The sequence below is a fragment of the Bradyrhizobium sp. B025 genome, assembly GCF_042257955.1.
In the GTDB taxonomy this organism is placed as follows: Bacteria; Pseudomonadota; Alphaproteobacteria; order Rhizobiales; family Xanthobacteraceae; genus Bradyrhizobium; species Bradyrhizobium diazoefficiens.
Genome location: NZ_CP170150.1, coordinates 474,186 through 493,155, shown reverse-complemented (window position 1 = coordinate 493,155; position 18,970 = coordinate 474,186). Strand labels below are relative to the sequence as shown.

At 65.0% G+C, this 18,970-nt stretch carries 19 protein-coding genes and 1 riboswitch; of the genes, 9 read left to right on the top strand and 10 right to left on the bottom strand.

Annotation, left to right across the window (positions count from 1 at the left end; all coding sequences use genetic code 11):
* Position 1 precedes the first annotated feature (1 nt).
* Complete coding sequence (locus tag ACE10W_RS02220) at positions 2-1,417, bottom strand: integrase arm-type DNA-binding domain-containing protein (protein ID WP_171463735.1); 1,416 nt, start codon at positions 1,415-1,417, stop codon at positions 2-4.
* Positions 1,418-1,763: 346 nt separating this feature from the next.
* On the opposite strand from ACE10W_RS02220, the gene ACE10W_RS02215 reads away from it, so the two are divergent.
* The 6 genes from ACE10W_RS02215 to ACE10W_RS02190 all read left to right on the top strand — a co-directional run bounded on the left by ACE10W_RS02215 (position 1,764) and on the right by ACE10W_RS02190 (position 5,298).
* Complete coding sequence (locus tag ACE10W_RS02215; protein WP_028172752.1) at positions 1,764-2,342, top strand: methylated-DNA--[protein]-cysteine S-methyltransferase; 579 nt, start codon at positions 1,764-1,766, stop codon at positions 2,340-2,342.
* 10 nt (positions 2,343-2,352) lie between these two features.
* A complete protein-coding gene (locus ACE10W_RS02210; RefSeq protein WP_304550440.1) occupies positions 2,353-3,192 on the top strand; it encodes a helix-turn-helix transcriptional regulator in 840 nt (279 codons plus the stop codon).
* Between the two features lie 130 nt (positions 3,193-3,322).
* Positions 3,323-3,682 carry a hypothetical protein gene (locus ACE10W_RS02205; RefSeq protein WP_304550438.1) on the top strand — a complete coding sequence of 120 codons (360 nt, stop codon included), beginning with the start codon at positions 3,323-3,325 and terminating at the stop codon, positions 3,680-3,682.
* Between the two features lie 103 nt (positions 3,683-3,785).
* Positions 3,786-4,145 carry a VOC family protein gene (locus ACE10W_RS02200; RefSeq protein WP_028172750.1) on the top strand — a complete coding sequence of 120 codons (360 nt, stop codon included), beginning with the start codon at positions 3,786-3,788 and terminating at the stop codon, positions 4,143-4,145.
* A gap of 146 nt (positions 4,146-4,291) precedes the next feature.
* Complete coding sequence (locus ACE10W_RS02195) at positions 4,292-4,693, top strand: SRPBCC family protein (protein ID WP_304550437.1); 402 nt, start codon at positions 4,292-4,294, stop codon at positions 4,691-4,693.
* Between the two features lie 113 nt (positions 4,694-4,806).
* Positions 4,807-5,298 carry a hypothetical protein gene (locus ACE10W_RS02190; protein ID WP_304550435.1) on the top strand — a complete coding sequence of 164 codons (492 nt, stop codon included), beginning with the start codon at positions 4,807-4,809 and terminating at the stop codon, positions 5,296-5,298.
* Here ACE10W_RS02190 and ACE10W_RS02185 read toward each other — a convergent pair.
* The 3 genes from ACE10W_RS02185 to ACE10W_RS02175 all read right to left on the bottom strand — a co-directional run bounded on the left by ACE10W_RS02185 (position 5,295) and on the right by ACE10W_RS02175 (position 9,289).
* Positions 5,295-6,740, bottom strand: coding sequence for an MATE family efflux transporter (locus ACE10W_RS02185; RefSeq protein ID WP_304550433.1), 1,446 nt, complete (start codon positions 6,738-6,740; stop codon positions 5,295-5,297). The two genes, ACE10W_RS02190 and ACE10W_RS02185, sit on opposite strands and share 4 nt — an antisense overlap.
* A gap of 167 nt (positions 6,741-6,907) precedes the next feature.
* Positions 6,908-7,960, bottom strand: a complete 1,053-nt coding sequence (locus ACE10W_RS02180) for a hypothetical protein (protein WP_304550432.1) — start codon at positions 7,958-7,960, stop codon at positions 6,908-6,910.
* A 192-nt stretch (positions 7,961-8,152) separates the two neighbouring features.
* Complete coding sequence (locus tag ACE10W_RS02175) at positions 8,153-9,289, bottom strand: 2'-deoxycytidine 5'-triphosphate deaminase (protein WP_370205398.1); 1,137 nt, start codon at positions 9,287-9,289, stop codon at positions 8,153-8,155.
* An 80-nt stretch (positions 9,290-9,369) separates the two neighbouring features.
* Positions 9,370-9,449: riboswitch (SAM riboswitch) on the top strand.
* A 74-nt stretch (positions 9,450-9,523) separates the two neighbouring features.
* Here ACE10W_RS02175 and ACE10W_RS02170 point away from each other — a divergent pair.
* Entirely contained in the window at positions 9,524-10,711 is a 1,188-nt protein-coding gene (locus tag ACE10W_RS02170; RefSeq protein ID WP_028172744.1) for an O-succinylhomoserine sulfhydrylase, read from the top strand.
* Positions 10,712-10,837: 126 nt separating this feature from the next.
* Here ACE10W_RS02170 and ACE10W_RS02165 read toward each other — a convergent pair whose 3' ends face one another.
* Genes ACE10W_RS02165 through ACE10W_RS02155 form a run of 3 tightly spaced genes read right to left on the bottom strand, consistent with a single transcriptional unit; the run spans position 10,838 to position 13,869 of the window.
* Positions 10,838-11,830: an SGNH/GDSL hydrolase family protein gene (locus ACE10W_RS02165; protein ID WP_304550429.1), complete on the bottom strand. Its 993-nt coding sequence runs from the start codon at positions 11,828-11,830 to the stop codon at positions 10,838-10,840.
* Positions 11,831-11,842: 12 nt separating this feature from the next.
* Positions 11,843-12,622, bottom strand: a complete 780-nt coding sequence (locus ACE10W_RS02160) for a lipolytic enzyme (protein ID WP_028172742.1) — start codon at positions 12,620-12,622, stop codon at positions 11,843-11,845.
* On the bottom strand, positions 12,622-13,869 hold the full coding sequence (locus ACE10W_RS02155; protein WP_304550427.1) for an OpgC domain-containing protein: 1,248 nt from the start codon (positions 13,867-13,869) through the stop codon (positions 12,622-12,624). Before ACE10W_RS02155 ends, ACE10W_RS02160 begins: the two co-directional genes overlap by 1 nt.
* 196 nt (positions 13,870-14,065) lie before the next feature.
* Here ACE10W_RS02155 and apaG point away from each other — a divergent pair, with 196 nt between their 5' ends.
* The gene (apaG, locus tag ACE10W_RS02150) at positions 14,066-14,458 is read left to right on the top strand and encodes a Co2+/Mg2+ efflux protein ApaG (protein ID WP_028172741.1); all 393 of its coding nucleotides are present in this window, start codon (positions 14,066-14,068) and stop codon (positions 14,456-14,458) included.
* A gap of 218 nt (positions 14,459-14,676) precedes the next feature.
* Here the strand turns inward: apaG and ACE10W_RS02145 are convergent, their stop codons facing one another.
* The 3 genes from ACE10W_RS02145 to ACE10W_RS02135 all read right to left on the bottom strand — a co-directional run bounded on the left by ACE10W_RS02145 (position 14,677) and on the right by ACE10W_RS02135 (position 17,974).
* On the bottom strand, positions 14,677-15,684 hold the full coding sequence (locus tag ACE10W_RS02145) for an Hsp33 family molecular chaperone (protein ID WP_370205395.1): 1,008 nt from the start codon (positions 15,682-15,684) through the stop codon (positions 14,677-14,679).
* Positions 15,685-15,842: 158 nt separating this feature from the next.
* A complete protein-coding gene (argF, locus tag ACE10W_RS02140; protein WP_011083918.1) occupies positions 15,843-16,766 on the bottom strand; it encodes an ornithine carbamoyltransferase in 924 nt (307 codons plus the stop codon).
* Positions 16,766-17,974 (bottom strand): aspartate aminotransferase family protein, encoded by a 1,209-nt coding sequence (locus ACE10W_RS02135; protein WP_304550422.1) that lies wholly within the window; start codon positions 17,972-17,974, stop codon positions 16,766-16,768. Before ACE10W_RS02135 ends, argF begins: the two co-directional genes overlap by 1 nt.
* Before the next feature lie 454 nt (positions 17,975-18,428).
* On the opposite strand from ACE10W_RS02135, the gene ACE10W_RS02130 reads away from it, so the two are divergent.
* Positions 18,429-18,938, top strand: coding sequence for a GcrA family cell cycle regulator (locus ACE10W_RS02130; protein WP_011083916.1), 510 nt, complete (start codon positions 18,429-18,431; stop codon positions 18,936-18,938).
* Positions 18,939-18,970 lie beyond the last annotated feature (32 nt).

Sequence of the window (18,970 nt, the reverse complement as noted above, 5' to 3'; positions counted from 1 at the left end):
CTTAGCGCGTTCGAGCCCGCTCACGTCGGCTTCGGACCGAAGCACGCTGAGCACGAGCAAGCGCCTTTGTCGCATCCTCCGCCCGGCCTTTCGCTGCTTTGGCCGATTGTACAAGGCCTGCATCGATCTCGGCTTTGAATGTACGCGCGCTGAGCCCGAGTAGTTCGACCATCCGCCTGCTCATGCGGTTCTGCTCCTCACGCATCTTCGGACCGTTGGCGAGGATCAGCGTGGCGATGTATTTCTGCGAAATACCCTCGGGGGCATGCCCCATCAGGAAGTGTCGGATCAGTTCGTCGATGCCGAGATCAGCCGCAACCGTAGAATAGGTGTGCCGAAGCATGTTGCCCCGTGCAGGCAAGTCGTCTCGGTGTCCTGCCTGCGCGCAGCCGGGGAACATGAGTGCGTCCGGCGTCACCGAGTAGCCCCACGCCTCTGCGGCCTCGCGAGCCATCTTTAGGGCCGCAACAATCTCGTCACTGACCGGAATCACGATATCTTTGCCCGCCTTCGCTTTGGCAATCACAAGCGTCCGCTCATTGTCGGCATATGCTTCCCAGCGCAGCCGGGCCAATTCGCCGGGCCGCGGCCCAACTAGCAGCCCGGTCAGGTGGTAAGCTTGGCGGATCGCGTTATCGATTTTTCGCCACGCCTTCAGCCACGCCGGAAAGCTTTTGAACGGCAGCGCATTTTGCTTCGCGGTTTCTTCGTTGAATTCCACAGCTGATGTCGGCAGACGCTGCGGCAGCGACACGTCAAGCCGAGAAGCCCGTTTGTAGGTCGCACGGATCACGCGAGCGCAATGGTTTGCTGACACCGGCCCGTTTTTCTTCGTCACCTCCGCATGCCACGAGGAAACCGCACCGGGGCTCATAGCCATTTCCGCCAGCGTCCACTTCGCGAACTTCGGAAGAATAATCCCGTCACCTAGCTTTTTGACGTTGTAGTACCAACGCGGCGGCTTTCCGCGCTTCTCGGCCTTACTCTTCAGATATTCGAGATAGGCCGCAAACGCGATCTCGAACCGAATTGAGCTGCGCTTGTTCGGAGCTGCCTCGCCGCTATGTACGTTGCCGACCGCGATCTCGGCAGCCTTACGTGCATCCTCAGTGTTCATCATCGGCCATTCGCCGAGCGTCCGGAAGATGGTCGTCCGAACGCCCTTCTCGCGACGGCGGCGCCTGAAGCGCCAGACAGTCCGATTGGCACCGACGAAGACGAAGAGGCCCTTTACGATGCTGTCCGGGTACTCGACACCTTCCGATCGCTCAGCCTCGCTACCGAGGTTCCTGCGATCCGCCACATCGCTGTCAGCGAATTCCCGAAGCGCTTCGATGTGGTCGTCCGTCAGCTTCCGCGGCGCCCTTTCAGGAGCCTTGCGAGGCTTCCGAACCGCCAATTTTCGTGTGGCCATCATGTGGACAGTTTCCGGCTTTTGGACCGGCTCCCGCGCTTTGCAACAGCACGATGGTTAGCACGAAACCCCTTTAAAATAAGGGTGTTTGACGTATTTTCGGTGAGTTTGGCGGGATGAGGTAAACGGCGATTTTATGCTTGGGAAGCTGCCGTTCTACCATTGAACTACGCCCGCGGATGCGCTGCTCACGCCCGTCCTGATTAGCCGAGACGGCGCGTCTCGCCAAGCGGTTTGGCGCACCCAGCCGGACGGTTGTTAACGTCCTGGCAAGATTTTGGGTGCGCCGGATTGTGGCGGTGTTATGATCTCGCGTCTGGGGGATACGTGCACTGAGTGGGGCGTGTGCATGGTGGGGCGTGGCTATACGATATTCGATACGGCCATAGGGCGCTGCGGCATCATCTGGAGCAGCACCGGCGTGGTGGCCGTGCAATTGCCGGAGGCGCGGGAGATCGACACCCGCCGCCGGATCTTCGCGGTCCATCCCGAGGCGCGCGAGCAGCAGCCTCCGCTGAATACCGAGCTTGCGATCGAGGGCATCGTGGGCCTGCTGCAGGGCAGCGATCCTGATTTTTCCGACGTCAGCCTGGATGCCGGCGGCGTGCCCGGCTTCAACCGGCGGGTCTACGAGTACACCTGCACTATCCCGCGCGGGGAGACGCGCACCTATCACGAGATCGCCAAGGCGCTGGGGGCCTCCGGCGCGGCGCATTCGGTGGCGCAGGCGGTCGCGAAGAATCCCTACATGCTGATCGTGCCCTGCCACCGGGTGCTGGAGGCCGGCAACTACACAGACCGTCTCTCGCCCTATGGCGGGGTGATCTCCAAGCGGCGGCTGCTGGCGCTCGAGGGTGCCCATCCCGTCGCCAGCAAGACGCTGTTCGAGGTGTTGCTGCCCGTTGCCCCGCCTCGGGCGCCCACCTAGATAAGGTCGCATGGATGCGACCACGCTGCTGACGACACGCTCGATCACGGTCTCCGAATTCCGCTGCGATGCGGGGCCGGACGACACGCCGTTCGCGGAGTGCCGCACCGGGCATTCCATCGCCTATGTCCGCTCCGGCAGTTTCGGCTGCCATTGCCGCGCCGGCTTCTTCGAACTGGTGGCAGGCTCGATTCTGGTCGGCGCCCCCGGCGAGGAATACACCTGCACGCATGAGCATGTCAGCGGCGACGTCTGCCTGGGCTTCTTCTTCAGCGAGGACCTGGTCGATGCCCTCGGGGGACGGCACGAGATCTGGAAGGTCGGCGCGACACCGCCGTTGCCCGAGCTGATGGTGCTGGGCGAGCTCGCCCAGACGGCGGCAGATGGCAACAGCGACCTGGGCCTCGACGAGATCGGCCAGATCCTCGCCGGCCGTTTCGTCGACGTCGTCTCGGGCAAGGCGCGCAAGCCAGCCACGCCCACCGCACGCGACCGCCGCCGCGCAGTCGAAGCCGCGCTGTGGATCGACGCCAACTCGCATGCCGAGGTCGACCTTGAACAGGCCGCGCGGCACGCGGGACTGAGCCCATTCCATTTCCTGCGGCTGTTCTCGGCCGTGCTCGGCGTCACCCCGCATCAATATCTGGTACGCTCGCGGCTGCGGCACGCCGCGCGCCTGCTCACCGATGACGACATCGCGGTCACCGACGTCGCCTATGACGTCGGCTTCGGCGATCTCTCCAATTTCGTCCGCACCTTCCATCGCGCCGCCGGCGTGTCGCCGACGAAGTTCCGGCAGGCGTCGAAGGGCGAGCGCAGGATCTTCGGGGAACGACTCGTCCTCAACTGAGACACACGGGCCGCTTCGCCAGTAACAGTCTGTTGACCAGACGGGTGCGATGCACTGGCACTTGCGGTACCCCGCGCGTTATTACAACCGAAGGGCGATTTGGCGCTCCTCCAAGGCGGCGAGCCGGCAAATGGACAGTACCTCGATTGACGTGATTGCGGCCACGCTGATCGCGCTTGTCGTCGGCCTCGCCTTCATCGCGGGCTGTGCCGTCTATTACGGCCGCCAGATCAGCTCGCGCAGGATTCCGATGCAGTGGGACACCGACGGTCAGCCGGCCTGGTTTGCACCACGCCTCGTTGGGCTCTGGTTCAGCTTCGGCGTCACGACGGCCCTTTCCATGTTCCTGCTCGTCCTCGCCCTTCATGCACCGCAGAAACTCACAGCCCTGATCGTCGCGACGATCAGCGTGATTGGAACGAATATGTGGGTGCAGGTCTATCACCTGAAACGGGTGGTCCGCTGGCAGGCGGAGGCACCGGCGAACTAGCCGGGCGGGATGCGCAAGATTCTCCAAGAGCGGCTTGCCTTCAATTGACTAGGTTCGTCTCCAGCGTGCGCCACGCGCGGCGCGCTTTGCAATGGAGACGAACATGTACGACCACATCGGACTTCGCGTAGCCGATCTCGATGCCGCCACGCGCTTCTACACCGCGGTGCTGGCGCCGCTCGGCTACGTCCTGTGCTCGAGCGGCGACGGCTATGCCGGCTTCGGGCCGAAGGGCGCGCCGGCGCTGTGGCTGCACCTGAACAAGGGGCGGAAGGCCGACGGCGCGCATATCGCGTTTCGCGCCGGGAATCATGACGCGGTCAAGGCGTTCCACAGCGAGGGGCTCAAGAGCGGCGGACGCGACAATGGCGGCGCGGGCCCGCGCAAGGACTACAGCCCGACCTATTATGCGGCGTTTCTGATCGATCCGGACGGCAACAATGTCGAGGCGGTTTGCGTGTGAGCAAGCGCCCCACGCACGAGCATTCGTAGGGTGGCAAAGCGTAGCGTGCCCACCACCACGTGCGACGGTGCCGATGAATGGTGGGCACGGCGCGCGAAGAGCGCGCCTTTGCCCACCCTACGACCCCTTCAACCAAGGACTCCTTCATGGCCTCCATCCACAACGACATTCCCCTCAACGCCCCTGCGCGCGAGGTCTGGGACGCGGTGCGCGATTTCGGCGCGCTGCATCAGCGGCTAGTGCCGGGCTTCGTCACGGCCTGCACGCTCGATGGCGATGCACGCATCGTCACCTTCGCCAACGGCTCCGTCGCGCGCGAGGTGCTGGTCGATTGCAATGATGCGCGGCAGCGCCTCGTCTATGCCATCAACAACGAGCGGCTGAAGCACTACAGCGCCTCGGTGCAGGTGATCGCCGAGGGCGATGCGCGGTGCCGCCTGGTCTGGATCATCGACATGCTGCCGAACGAGCTTGCGCCGTATGTCCAGGGGCAGACGAAGGAAGCCGTCGCCGCCATGCACAAGGCGTTTCCAGCCGCGGCCACCTGACTGACCTCTGTGACTTTTCTCACAGAGCCCTCGCCTCCTCGGCCGTAACCATGGCCGCGTGCGTCCGGTTGGCTCCGCTCTCCCGGCGAAGCCACGCACGCGAGGAGCATGCCATGAGAGGTGCGGACAAGGTGATCTGCCAGGCAGCCGCCGTGCTGCTGCTGTTCTCGGTCGCGAGCACGCCGGCGAAGGCGCAGCTCGCAGGCTTCGGTGGCGCCGGAGGCGAGGACATGATGACCCAGATGGCGCCGATGCTGGAGATGATGAAGGCGAAGATGGGCAAGCGCCGCTTCGCCATGCTGATGCAAATCATGGGCCCGATGATGAGCCGCATGATGGAGAATGGTGGTGGCGGCTTCGGCGGCATGATGGGCGGCGGTGGCCTCGGCGGCAGCAATCTCGGCGGCGGCTTTGGTGCGCCCAATTATGGCGGCTACACCCCGATGGGCGGAGGCGGCTATATGCCAATGGGCATGGGCGGCGGCGACATCATGGGCATGCTCGGCGGCACCAGTGGCGGCGACATGATGGCGATGATCCCGCAGCTGATGCGGCTCGCCAATGTCGGCGGCGGTGGCGGCCATCGCCGCCACAGGCATCGCTAATCCGCGACGCCTGAGAGAGCTGGCCTGATCGCGGGCTTGTTCTTGCGCGGTCCCCAGCGCGTCAGCACCACGCTGGAGCACGACAGCAGGCCGAGCACGACCATCGAGCTCGCGGCCAGCCAGAAGAAGCTCTGCGCGGTCGCCTCATGTGTCGACAGCCACCAGCCGGTCGCCGAGATGTAGATCAGCCGCGCGGTCTGCGCCAGCACCGGGCCGATCACCTTGGCCGCGCCTTGCGAGGAGAAATACATCGTCGAGGCAAGCCCGATGAAGGCGTAGAACGGCGCCACCGTCGACAGATATTGGTGACTGGCCGCGCGGACGGTCGCGCTGTTGGTGAAGATGTTGACCCAGAGATCGGGGAAGAGCGCGACCAGGCACGCCGGCGCACCGACGGCGACGAAGGCGCTCGCACCCGCGATCCAGGCAATGCGCCGGGCGCGCGTGATGCGGCCCGCGCCGACCGCCATGCCGACCATCGGCACCGAGGCGATGCCGAACGAGAACGCGATCGAGGTCAGCAGGAATTCGAGCCGCGCACCGATGCCGTAGCCGGCGAGAATCGCGGTGCCGAACTTCGCCAGCATGTGGGTGAAGATCGAGATCGTCAGCACCGATTGCAACGGCGAGAAGCAGGCGATGGCGCCGACCTTCAGGATGTCGAAGAACATCGCCCACTTGATGCGCAGGCCGCGCAGCTTCGGGACGACGCGCGCACGGCCCGAGAACAGGTACCAGCCCATGACGCCGATGTTCATGCAATAGGCGATCAGCGCGCCGGCCGCGACGCCGCGCATGCCGAACTGCGGCACCGGTCCGAGCCCGAGACCCAGCGTGCCGCCGAGTACGATCTGCCAGGCCGCGGAGTTGAGGATCAGGAACGAGGGCAGCCTCATATTGCCTGTGCCGCGCAGCACGCCCGCCATGGTGTTGAGCAGCCAGGGCAGCACGGCGCCGCCGAAAAACACCTGCGTGTAGGCGATCGCGTGCGTCAGCACATCGCCGCGGCCGCCGAGCATCTCGAGCACCTTGGGCCCGAAGATCAGCATGCCCAGCATGAAGACGAGGCCGAACGTGATGCCGATCAGCAGCGCATGCGCGGCGAGCGTGCCGGCGCGCTCGCGATCGCCGGCGCCGAGCGCGCGTGCGATGGCAGAAGCCACCGCACCGCCCATCGCGCCGCCCGACATCGTCATGGTCAGAATCACGGTCGGAAACACCAGCGCCATCGCGGCCAGCGCCTCGACGCCGAGCCGGCCGATATAGGAGGTCTCCGCGATCACCGTGCAGGTGCCGGCCGAGAGCGCGATCACGTTCGGCCAGGCAAGCCCGAGCAGCGTGCGCAGGATCGGTCCGTCCATCAGCGCACTCCTCACCGGCCGCGGAGGCGGCGGCAGCGGGCGCTCTTGTTCATCGACCGGGATTTCGGCGATGTCGGACATGTCCTCTCCCGGGCACGAGCGCCATTTGCGGCGCGGCAATGACTAGGTGTGCCAATGAATTTCTTCGCGCAGAAGGCGCGGCGAGAGGCTTGTTAGCACGGCAATTGCCGATTCCTTCTGCGCCTGATGCAGGCGTGCCCTGCGGCAGCGCATTTCAGTGGGTGGAATTACGCGATCGTCCAGACCAGCGGCGGACGGCCGCCTGCGGCCGGGCGCATGTGGACGCCGATATGCCGGCCGCAGCCGGCAGCCAATCCCTCGAACAATCCCTCCAGCACCTTGGCGCAGGCGCGGTGACAATCAGCGACGTCGTCCATCAGCTTCCAGCTCTGCTGGCGGATTTCGAAGGTGCCTTCGGACTGCGTCATCTCAGCATTGTCGTCCTGGGCAGCGAACAGCGCGTTCAGGAACGATGCGAATTCCCTCGCGCCGCCGCGGCTCGTCGCGAGTGCGGCCGCTACCTCGTCGAAATACTGCATCCCGATCAGCTTTCCGGTGAGATGCAGCAGATAGCCGGCGTCTTCCGGGCCGAGCAGCTGCACCAGCACGGGCGCGGCGGTGCGGACATATTCCATCGCATAGTTGCGATAGGCTTTTTCCAGCCGCGGCTTCGGCCAGCTCGCGACCGGCAGCGCCGGCGCGGTCTTCGCATCGAACGGCGGCGCTTCCAGATGCCGCGCGAACACCAGGCGCTGGTCGAGTTCGAGCGGATGGTCGTATTGATGATAGTAGCCTTCGAGCCCGTCCTGGCCGTCGACGCTCTGCTTGGTGCAGACGAAGCCGAGGCGAAGATCTCCGAGCGCAACCCCGTTGTTGGCGTGCCAGCCGCGCAGCATCGCGCGCGAGACCTCGCCCGGCACGCCGCAGATCGCGGTGCCCTTCCAGATCCAGCGCGGCGGCGGATAGCGGATCCATGCCTTGGTGTCGCTCTCGTACATGTATTCGACATGCACGCCGCCGATCCAGTTGGAGAGGTAGTGATATTGCGCAGCAGCGACCGCCGGCGGCAGACGGCTGAGGCCGAGCTTCTCAAGCCCCGGCAGGAAGCGCTCCTGCTGCTGGCGGCGGAACACGCGGAAGACGAACTCCGCGGCATCCGCGGTGCCGCGCCGCGTGACGACGGTGAGGATAAGGCCGGTGAAATAGGCGTGATAGAGATCGGCGACCGCGCGCCAGCGCTTCCATTGGGCTTCCTGCGCGGAGTCAGCTGCGGCGGTCATGTTCGCTCCCGGCTTGTTGTTTTACGGGAGTGTGTCATCGCGGCTGGGGCGGCGCAACCAGCCACAGACTCGGTGTCATCGCCCGGCGAAGACCGGGCGATCCAGTATTCCAGAGACAGTTATGATTGAATCGAGACGCCGCGGCGTACTGGATGCCCCGGTCGAGCCGGGGCATGACAGTTGGAGATGTCGCTACACCCGAAAATGTTTCGAGAGCTTCAAGCCCTGCGCCTGGTAGTTCGAGCCGATGCGCTGGCCGTACATCGCGTCGGGGCGGGCGAGCATCTTCTCGTAGACGAGGCGGCCGACGATCTGGCCGTGCTCGAGGATGAACGGCACCTCGCGCGAGCGCACCTCCAGCACGGCGCGCGATCCCAACCCGCCGGCACCGGCATAGCCGAAGCCGGGATCGAAGAAGCCGGCATAGTGCACGCGGAATTCGCCGACCAGCGGATCGAACGGCACCATCTCGGCTGCAAAGTCGGGTGGCACCTGCACGGCCTCTTTCGAGGCGAGGATGTAGAACTCGCCGGGATCGAGGATCAGGCTGCCGTCGGGCCGGGCCGAGATCGGCTCCCAGAAGTCCTCGACGGAATAACCGGAGCGGCGATCGACGTCTACGACGCCGGTGTGGCGCTTGGCGCGGTAGCCGACGAAGCCGTTGGCCTTCTCGCCGGAGAGATCGACGGAGACGGCGACGCCGCCGGCCAGATCGGCATCGTCGATGTCGACGAGGCGCTCGGACGCATGCAGCGCATCGAGCTCGTCGGCATTGAGGATGGCGTCACCGGTGCGGAAGCGCACCTGCGACAGGCGCGAGCCCTCGCGCACCAGCACCGGAAATGTCTTCGGGCTGATCTCGGCATAGAGCGGGCCGTGATAGCCGGCGCCGATCATGTCAAAGCGGCGGGTGCCGTCGGCGATCACGCGGGTGAAGACGTCGAGGCGGCCGGTGGAGCTCTTGGGGTTCGCAGCCGCGACGATCTCCGGCGGCAGCGCCAGGCTCTCGAGCAGCGGCACGATGTAGACGCAGTTGGTTTCCAGCACCGCGCCGTCGGCAAGGCTGAACTCGTGCAGCTTCAATTCGTCGATGCGCTCGGCCACCGTGGCGCCGGGACCAGGCAGGAAGCTGGCGCGGACGCGATAGGCGATGTCACCGAGGCGGAGGTCGAGGCTCGCCGGCTGGATCTGGCTTTCGACGAAATCGTATGCGGGCAGGATGAGGCCCGCCTCCGCCATCGCCGCGATCATGCGGTCGGGCAGGATACCATTGGCGTCGGCGGCGATCGTGAAGCTCAACCGGGGGTCCTCGTCAGGGGTCAAACGCATCCGGACGTGCGGGAAATACTAGCCTTTTACGGCTATCCGATGGACGCCTTGACGGAAAGGCCATTGCGGAATATGAGCATCACTTATCCCGTGGTGATTTGAGCCGGCCGGCTTGCAGCCACGTTAAATAAGTCGCTAAACAGGCCGGGGACCTCTGTGATCCCGGCCCGTGGATATATCCAGGCCGGTTTTTTTGTGACCGTTTTCGACGAGACGGTCATGTCGGAGGTACCTATGTCGAAGTCGCCTGCCACTTACCGTCCCGAAACCCGCCTGGTCCATTCCGGCACCCTGCGCTCGCAATTCGGCGAGACGTCGGAGGCGCTGTTCCTGACCCAGGGCTACGTCTACAACAGCGCCGAGGAGTGCGAGGCGCGGTTCAAGGGCGAGGATCCCGGCTTCATCTATTCGCGTTATTCGAACCCGACCATCTCGATGTTCGAGCGCCGCATGATCGAGCTAGAAGGCGCCGAAGCGGCGCGTTCGGCGGCGACCGGCATGGCCGCGGTGACGACCGCGATCCTGGCGCCGCTGAAGACCGGCGACCACGTGGTCGCCTCCCGCGCGCTGTTCGGCTCGTGCCTCTACGTCATTCAGGATCTGTTGCCGCGCTACGGCATCGAAACCACGCTGGTCGACGGCCTCGATCTCGACCAGTGGCAGCGGGCCTTGCGGCCGAACACCAAGACGTTCTTCCTGGAGAGCCCGACCAACCCGACGCTCGACGTGCTCGACATCCCCGGCATCGCCGAGATCGCGCACAAGGGCGGCGCGCGGCTCGTCGTCGACAACGTGTTTGCGACGCCGATCTGGCAGAGCCCGCTCGCGCTAGGGGCCGACGTCGTGGTCTATTCCGCGACCAAGCACATCGACGGCCAGGGCCGCTGCCTCGGCGGCATCATCCTGTCGTCGGAAGCCTTCGTCGCCGAGCACCTCCACAATTTCATGCGCCAGACCGGGCCGTCGATCTCGCCGTTCAACGCCTGGGTCTTGCTCAAGGGCCTGGAGACGCTGGCCGTGCGCGTGCGCGCGCAGACCGACACCGCGGCACGCGTTGCGGAAGTGCTGGCCGGCCATCCGAAGATCTCGCGATTGATCTATCCCGGCCGCGCCGATCATCCGCAGGCAGCGCTCGTGAAGAAGCAGATGCGCGGCGGCTCGACGCTGGTCGGCTTCGAGGTCAAGGGCGGCAAGGCGGCCGCGTTCCGCGTGCTCAACGAGCTCAAGCTTGCGAAGATCTCGAACAATCTCGGCGACGCCAAGAGCCTCGTCACCCATCCGGCGACCACGACGCATCAGCGCCTGAAGCCGGAAGACCGCGCCGCGCTCGGCATCAGCGAGGGCTTCATCCGCTTCTCCGCGGGGCTGGAGCATGCGGACGATCTGATCGAGGATCTGACGGCGGCGCTGGAGAGGGCGTGAGGCGATCGAGCTCCGTAGGGTGGGCAAAGCGAAGCGTGCCCACCATTCACCACCGAGCTGGCGATAGATGGTGGGCACGGCGCGCGAAGAGCGCGCCTTTGCCCACCCTACGGCTACGCAGCCGAACTACATCGGCCGGTACGCCCGCACGTCCCCGGGCACGTTGACCCCGAGCTTGATCTGGCCGACGGAGCGGATGATGTCGTCGCCGAGGAGCTGGGCGAAGCAGGCATAGCCCCAATCGTTCATATGCAGGCCGTCGGCGATCACGAAGCTCTCGACCGGGATCGATTGATTCTCGTGCCAGTCGCGCATCACCTCGAAGCGCGGGAAGATGCCGACGTGACGGAGCTCGGCGACCTTGCCGAGCAGCTTCACCATCTTGCCGGCACTCTCCTTGCGCTGGTTGACGGCCGGCGAATATTGCGGATCGACCAGCACGATATCGGCGCCGCCGGCGGCCTGGATGCGGGCGATGCCGTCCTCGACCATCTTGGCGGTGTCGCCGGGATCGAGATTGCGCAGCACGGCGTTGGTGCCGACCTGCCAGATCACCATGTCCGGATGCACGTCGATCACCTCCTTCTGGAGGCGCTTCATCATCTCGGGCGCGTCCTCGCCGCCGACGCCGGCATTGATGACGGTGATGTCCGCGGTCGGATATTGCCGGCGCAGCTGCGCCGCAAGACGGTTCGGATAGTTGAAATCGGGTGAGCTTGCGCCGTAGCCGGCGGTCGACGACGAGCCGAACGCGACGATCACGACAGGCTTGCCGGCGACGAGCTTGCCCGCGACATGCGGCAGCGAGCCCATCGCCTTCGCGCCGCCCTTCGGCGGCAGGCAGGGGACGCGGTTGAAGACGTCACCGGCGGATTTCGCGACCTGCTTCACCTTGTCGATGGCGCGCGCGGTGATGCCGCGCTGTTCGGGAGACGTCGCGGCGACGGTGGTCTGGGAGGGCGATGCCGGAGCGGGATTAGCGGCCTGCGCGGGCGCGGGCGTTGCCTGCGCGGCCTGCGCCTGCGCGCGCGACTGCGAAACAGGAGTCAGCAACAGCAGCGCCGCCGCCACGGGTGCAGCCAGCCATGACGTCAGGCAAAAAGGGCGGATAGAACTCATTAACACTAGACCTCAATTTTGCTGCTGGGCCGGCCCCAGATGGGCTGCGTCGATCACGAACTGTGCCAACGCCCGGCCAAGGCAATCGTGGACCTGTTTCGCGAGCTCAGGCCCGCGGGACGGGCTGAACAGGTCGAACTGACCCTGATCATTCCACTGCCGCATGATCGCGAAACGGTCGAACAGCGGGATGTCGTGCTCCTGTGCCACCACCCGCATATTGTCGAGATAGGGCGGCACCGAGATCATGGTTTCGGTACGCGGGCTGTACTGCAAGTTCATCAACACGACGTCAGCCCCTGCATTTTGCAATGCGGAAACCCCTCCGGTCACCGCACCGCGAAAATCGTCGGGATCGATGGCTCGGATAGCATCCACGGTCCCGGTCTGCCAGATCACCAAAGTAGGCCTTTTTGCTTCCATCAGCTTAACGAAGCTGGCGGCCGCCTCCTCTGCCGTCTTCTTGCTCTGTATTTCTACGGAGACGTGCACAACTTCCGATGGCGACAGCTTGTCCTTCAAAATGGCCTGCATGCGTGCCGGATAGGAAGCGTCCTCGGAGGCCGGAATCGTGGTCGAACGGCTGCCGATGACCAGGATTTCGAGCGGTTTGCCGGCCTTGATGGCGTCGGCGACCTTGGGAAGCTGGCTTTCGCTGGTGAGCAGATAGGACGGCAATTCGCAGGCTGCGGGCGCGGCCGGAGCGGGCGGCGCAGCATCCTCCGCGCGCGCCGACGGCGCGGCGAGGCCACCGCATAGCAGGATCAGGCTCAGGAGAACCTTCGCCTTCATCAGCCCCCTCCCGCCAGATCGGCGTTGCCGACGGCGTTCTTGGTTTTCGCACCGCTCTTGTCAGCTACGCGCTTGTACCACGAAATCACCCAGGCCACGCCCCACATGATCAGGATTCCGGAGAGACTAATCACCGCATGCATGACGGCGCCGCCGGAGACCTCGGCCAGAATGAAATGACCAGCGAAGGCCAGGAAGACGCCGAGGCAGAAGATCTCCAGGGAATGCGAGCCGCACAGGATCAGCGGCCGCAGCCAGGGCGATTTCAGGCCCGGCCAGTCGCGCGGCAGGAAGCGCACGGTGAGCGCTGCCAGCGCCAGGAAATGCGTGAAGCGCAGCACGTCGAGGTCGGTCTTGTCGATCGGATACATCCACTGCTCGAGCCGCTTCGGCATCAGATGCGAGAGCTGCGGCACATACCAGGTCAGCGTCACGTAGAACGCCGCGACGATATAGGCGATCGCGATCCACATCGTCACCCGTGAAGCCAGAATACGCGACATGCGCCGCGCACCTCCGAGCGCACACCATGCACCGAAGACGAACAGCAATTGCCAGGCCAGCGGATTGAACGCCCAGAAGCCGTTCGGATAGGCGGAGAAGTAGAGGTCGTATTCCCAGGTGACCGCGTAGAGCACGACCGAGAGGCCGAGCGTGACATCGGGCTTCCACTTCATCGACCACAGGATCAAAGGCAGCGCCAGCATCAGCACGATGTAGAGCGGCAGCACGTCCATGTTGACGGGACGGAAGCGCAACAGCAGCGCCTGCACGATGGTGACGTCGGGCTGCTTGAGAAAGTCCATGATGCCCATCTCTTCAGTGTAGAGCGGGTTCTCGAAGCTGGTCGCGACGTAGGAGATCTCGGCGAGGAAGATCGTGAACAGGAAGACGTGGGCGACATAGATCTGCCAGACCCGGCGCATGATGCGCGCGGTGGCGATGACGACGCCGCTCTCCAGCATCGCGCGGCCGTAGACGAAGGCGGCGGTGTAGCCGGAGATGAAGATGAAGATCTCGGTGGCGTCGCTGAAGCCGTAATTGCGGATCGTGAACCAGGTCAAAAGACTCGACGGCAGATGGTCGATGAAGATCAGCCACAGCGCGAGGCCGCGGAACAGGTCGAGCCGGAGCTCGCGCTCGCCGATGGCGGGCAGCGAGATGGCCGGCGCGGCCGCACGCGGCTTTGCATCCGCAGGCTTGGCCCCCGCGATCGTCGATCCCGTCACTTGGTCCGCAATGGTCATCGGGGCCTGGAAACCCTCACACAAATCGCGACGTTATAGGGATTGTACCGGTCCGGCCGTCGTCTCGCAAAGCGGCCGGATCACATAAGGGTGTCTTTCTTTGGGGTGTCTTTCTCCGCGAATTCTGGCGGGACGATGTCGCGAAAGCCGCTTGCGGCGTTTGGTTCCCGGCCGGGTTTTCGTTATGATGGCAGCCATGTACCGCGCCGTGACCCGCCAGATCGAAGTGACCGTCGAGCCGAACTTTGTTCCGGAACAGTCGTCGGCCGACCGCTCCCGCTACTTCTGGTCCTACACCATCGTCATCACCAATTCGGGCGAGGAGACCGTGCAGCTCAAGACGCGGCACTGGATCATCACCGACGCCACCGGCCGCCAGCAGGAGGTGAAGGGCGAGGGCGTGGTCGGCGAGCAGCCGACCCTGGCCCCCGGCGAGCGCTTCGAATACACCTCCGGCGTGCCGCTCTCGACCGCCTCCGGCTTCATGACCGGCCGCTACCAGATGGTCAGCGAAAGCGGCGAACGCTTCGAGATCGACGTGCCGACGTTTTCGCTGGATAGCCCGGACAACAAGCGGGTGTTGAACTAGGGGCGGGGCCGTGGGGTGGGCAAAGCGAAGCGTGCCCACCATTTCGGTGGTGACGCAGAAAGATGGTGGGCACGCTTACGCTTTGCCCACCCTACGATGTCCGAGCACTTGGCAGGCTGTTTCCCCGTCGTCATTGTGAGCGCAGCGAAGCAATCCAGACTGCCACTGCGGAAAGACTCTGGATTGCTTCGCTGCGCTGGCAATGACGGAGGATAGAGTTACTCGTCCTCCACGCCCGCCTCATCGGGCGTGAAATCGTACACCGACGAGCAGAACTCGCAGGTGACAACGACCTTGTCGTCCTTGACCATCGCGGCGCGATCGTCCGGCGAGAAGCTCTTCAGCATCGCGGCGACCGCATCGCGCGAGCAGGAGCATTGCGCCTTCAGGACCAGCGGCTTGAATACGCGCACGCCACGCTCGTGGAAGAGGCGGTAGAGCAGCCGCTCGCCGGACAGTTCCGGATCGATCAGCTCGACGTCCTCGACGGTCTCGACCAGCGAGCGCGCCTCGACCCAGGCGTCATCTTCGGCGACGGCGTGCACTTCGGCGCCCTCGGGCGCATCGCCGGGATGCAAGTCCGCCTGCCGCGCGCGCTCCGGCGCCTTCGGCAAAAACTGCATCAACATGCCGCCGGCGCGCCAGCGATGCCTGCCGCCGTCGTTCGAGCGCCACTCCTCGCCGACCGCAAGACGCACGCGCGTCGGGATCTGCTCGGAGCGCAGGAAATATTCGTGGGCGGCGTCTTCGAGGCTGCCGCCGTCGAGCGCGACCAGACCCTGGTAGCGGCTCATGTCGGGGCCCTGGTCGATGGTCATGGCGAGATGGCCGCGGCCGAGCAGCGCGCCGGAATCCTTCGCCGTGCCCAGGCGCGAGGCGTCAAAGCGGGCATAGGCGCGAAGCTGGTCCGGCGCCTTGTAGTCCACCACCAGGAACGACACCGGGCCGTCGGTCTGGGCCTGGAGGATGAAGCGACCCTCGAATTTCAGCGCCGAGCCGAGCAGCGTCGTCAGCACGATGGCCTCGCCGAGCAGCTTGCCGACGGGCGCGGGATAATCGTGCTTGGTCAGGATGTCGTCGAGCGCCGGACCGAGCCGCACCAGCCGGCCGCGCACGTCGAGCGCGTCGACCTCGTAGGGCAGCACGGCGTCGTCGATCGGAACCGCTGATGGTGCGCGAACCGGGCCTTCTGGCCTGGTTTTCATGTCAGGGGATTGGGAATCCATGGCGGTCTATCTGGGGTCGGTGGGTGGGAAATGGAAGGGGTTCCGGCTGCATCCGGCAATGCAGAATGGACGTATGCAAGGACAGCAACCTCCGCGTCGTCCTGGCGAAAGCCAGGACGACAGTTGCATGCGAGGCGGCCGCCGGGCCTACGCCAAACTTACTTCACCGCGTCAAAACACCAGGCCAGAATGCCCTTCTGCGCGTGCAGGCGGTTTTCGGCCTCGTCGAACACGACCGATTGCGGGCCGTCGATCACCTCGTCGGTGACCTCCTCGCCGCGATGGGCAGGCAGGCAGTGCATGAACAGCGCGTCGGGCTTGGCCAGCGACATCAGCTTGGCATTGACCTGGTATGGCTTGAGCACGTTGTGGCGGTGCTCGCCTTCCTTGTCGCCCATCGACACCCATGTGTCGGTGACGACGCAATCGGCGCCGCGCACGGCGGCTTCCGGATCGGTGCCGAGCATGATCGGCGCGCCTGAAGCCTTGATCCAGTCGCGCATCGCCTTCTTCGGCGCAAGCTCCGGAGGCGTTGCGACATTGAGCTGAAACTTGAAGCGCTCCGCGGCATGCGCCCAGGACGCCAGCACGTTGTTGTCATCGCCGGTCCAGGCCACCGTCCGGCCCTCGATCGGGCCGCGGTGCTCCTGATAGGTCAGAAGGTCGGCCATCACCTGGCAGGGATGCGAGCGCCGGGTCAGGCCGTTGATGACGGGCACGGTCGCGTTGGCCGCAAGCTCGAGCAGGGCGTCGTGGTTGAGGATGCGGATCATGATGGCATCGACATAGCGCGACAGCACGCGCGCGGTGTCGGCGATGGTCTCGCCGCGGCCGAGTTGCATCTCGGCGCCGGTGAGCATGATGGGCTCGCCGCCGAGCTGGCGCATGGCGACGTCGAACGACACCCGCGTGCGGGTCGACGGGCGCTCGAAGATCATCGCCAGCGTCTTGCCTTCGAGCGGCCTCACCGGCTGATGCGCCTTCTGCTTCGCCTTCATGGCGGAGGAGGCATCGAGCATGCTCTTGAGCTCCGACAGCGGGAGCTCGTTGATATCGAGGAAGTGCTTCGGCGACTTGCTCATCAGCTTGCCGCCCGCTTGGTCTGACTGGACGAGATCGCGGCGCAGGCGCGTTCGAGCCGCCCGACGCTGTCCTCGATCTCGGCTTCGGTGACGATCAAGGGCGGCAGGAAACGCACGACATTGTCGCCGGCGCCGACCGTGAGCAGCTTCTCGTTACGCAGCGCCGCGACGAGATCGCCTGATGGCACCACGGCCTTGATGCCGATCAGGAGGCCCTCGCCGCGCACCTCGCTGACGACATCGCCATGACGATCGATCACGGAGGCGAGCTTCTGCTTGAGCAGCAGCGACATCTTCTGCACATGGTCGAAGAAGCCGGGCTTCAGCATGACGTCGAGCACGGCATTCGCCGCCGCGACCGCGAGCGGATTGCCGCCGAAGGTCGAGCCGTGCGAGCCGGGACCCATGCCGGCCGCCGCGTCCGCGGTGGCCAGGATCGCACCGATCGGGAAGCCGCCGCCGAGCGCCTTGGCCAGCGACATCACGTCAGGTGTGACGCCGGTACGCCGATGCGCGAACAGATCGCCGGTGCGGCCCATGCCGGTCTGCACCTCGTCGAAGGCGAGCAGCAGGCCCTTCTCGTCGCAAAGCTGGCGCAATGCCTTGAGGAACGCAGGCGTTGCGGAACGCACGCCGCCCTCGCCCTGAATCGGCTCGATCAGGATGCCGGCGGTCTGCGGACCGATTGCCTTCTTCACGGCCTCGATGTCGCCATGCGGGACCTGGTCGAAGCCATCCATCGGCGGACCAAACCCTTCGAGATATTTTGCAGATCCCGTCGCAGCCAGCGTCGCCAGCGTGCGGCCGTGGAAGGCGCCTTCGAAGGTGATGATGCGGTAACGTTCCGGATGACCCTTGGAGAAGTGATGATGGCGGACCAGCTTGATCACACCTTCCAGCGCCTCGGCGCCGGAATTGCAGAAGAACACGAAGTCCGCGAAGCTTTCATTGCACAGGCGCGTCGCGAGCTTCTCGCCGTCCGGACTCTGGAACAGGTTCGACATGTGCCAGAGTTTTGTGGCCTGCTCCTGCAGCGCCTTGACCAGCGCGGGATGGGCGTGGCCGAGCGCGTTCACGGCGACGCCGGAGGTAAAATCGAGATAGCGATCGCCATTGGTCGCAATCAGCCAGCAACCTTCGCCGCGCTCGAAACCGAGGTCGGATCTGGCGAAAACGGGAAGCAAATGCGGCGCTGCGCTGTTAGTCATGACGATCACTTGATGTTGCGGACGGCCTGAACACGCTCACGCAGCGCACCATTGACCGGCCCGGAAAACGAAACGTGCCGCCTTTTAAGGGCGGCACGTGACACTATCTTATGCCTGGTGAAACCGGTGTCAATGCCGCCCGAAAGCCTCGCGAAACGCTGAATCCGTAGTCTTGCGGAGCCGAAATTGCGGGGTTTTCGCCACGGAACATGTGGAAGCGAGTCGGCGGACTCTTGCGCGTGAGTCACGCCATATTGTAGCGTTTGGCTTGTCAGATACGACATCTCGTGCAGTGTTTCTGATCCTCTAAGTCCTCATGTACCGGCGTAGACGTTCGGGCGTTATCGGCGCGCCCGGCGAGCCTTAAGGGATTCTGACGGCACGGGTTTTTCGAGGCTTAGGCATTCGCCGCGAGGCGCCAGGATGGCAGCCGCACGGCGAGGGAAAGGGTGCAATGACGGTTTTGACCTGGTCCGACGATCGCGTCGAGCAGTTGAAAAAGCTCTGGGAGGCCGGATTATCGGCCAGCCAGATCGCAGCCGAGCTCGGGAACGTGACCCGCAATGCCGTGATCGGCAAGGTACACAGGCTCGGCCTATCCGGCCGCGCCAAGAGCCCCTCATCGGCGGCTCCGCGGCCGCGCAAGGCGCGCCCCGCGCAGCACATGATGCGGGTGAGCCGCCCCATTGCGCGCGGCAACACCGCGCTGGCGCAGGCCTTCGAGGTCGAGGTGGAGGCCGAACCGGTCACCTACGACAACGTGGTGCCGATGAGCCAGCGGCTGTCGCTGCTGGAGCTGAACGAGGCGACCTGCCACTGGCCGGTCGGCGATCCCTCGAGCCCGGATTTCTTCTTCTGCGGCGGCAGGGCGCTGTCGGGCCTGCCCTACTGCGCGCAGCACTCGCGCGTGGCATATCAGCCCGCCGCGGATCGCCGGCGCGCACCGGCGAAGCCCTCGCGGTGAGTTTGTTCTGAAATCGAGCGACGGCCGTCACG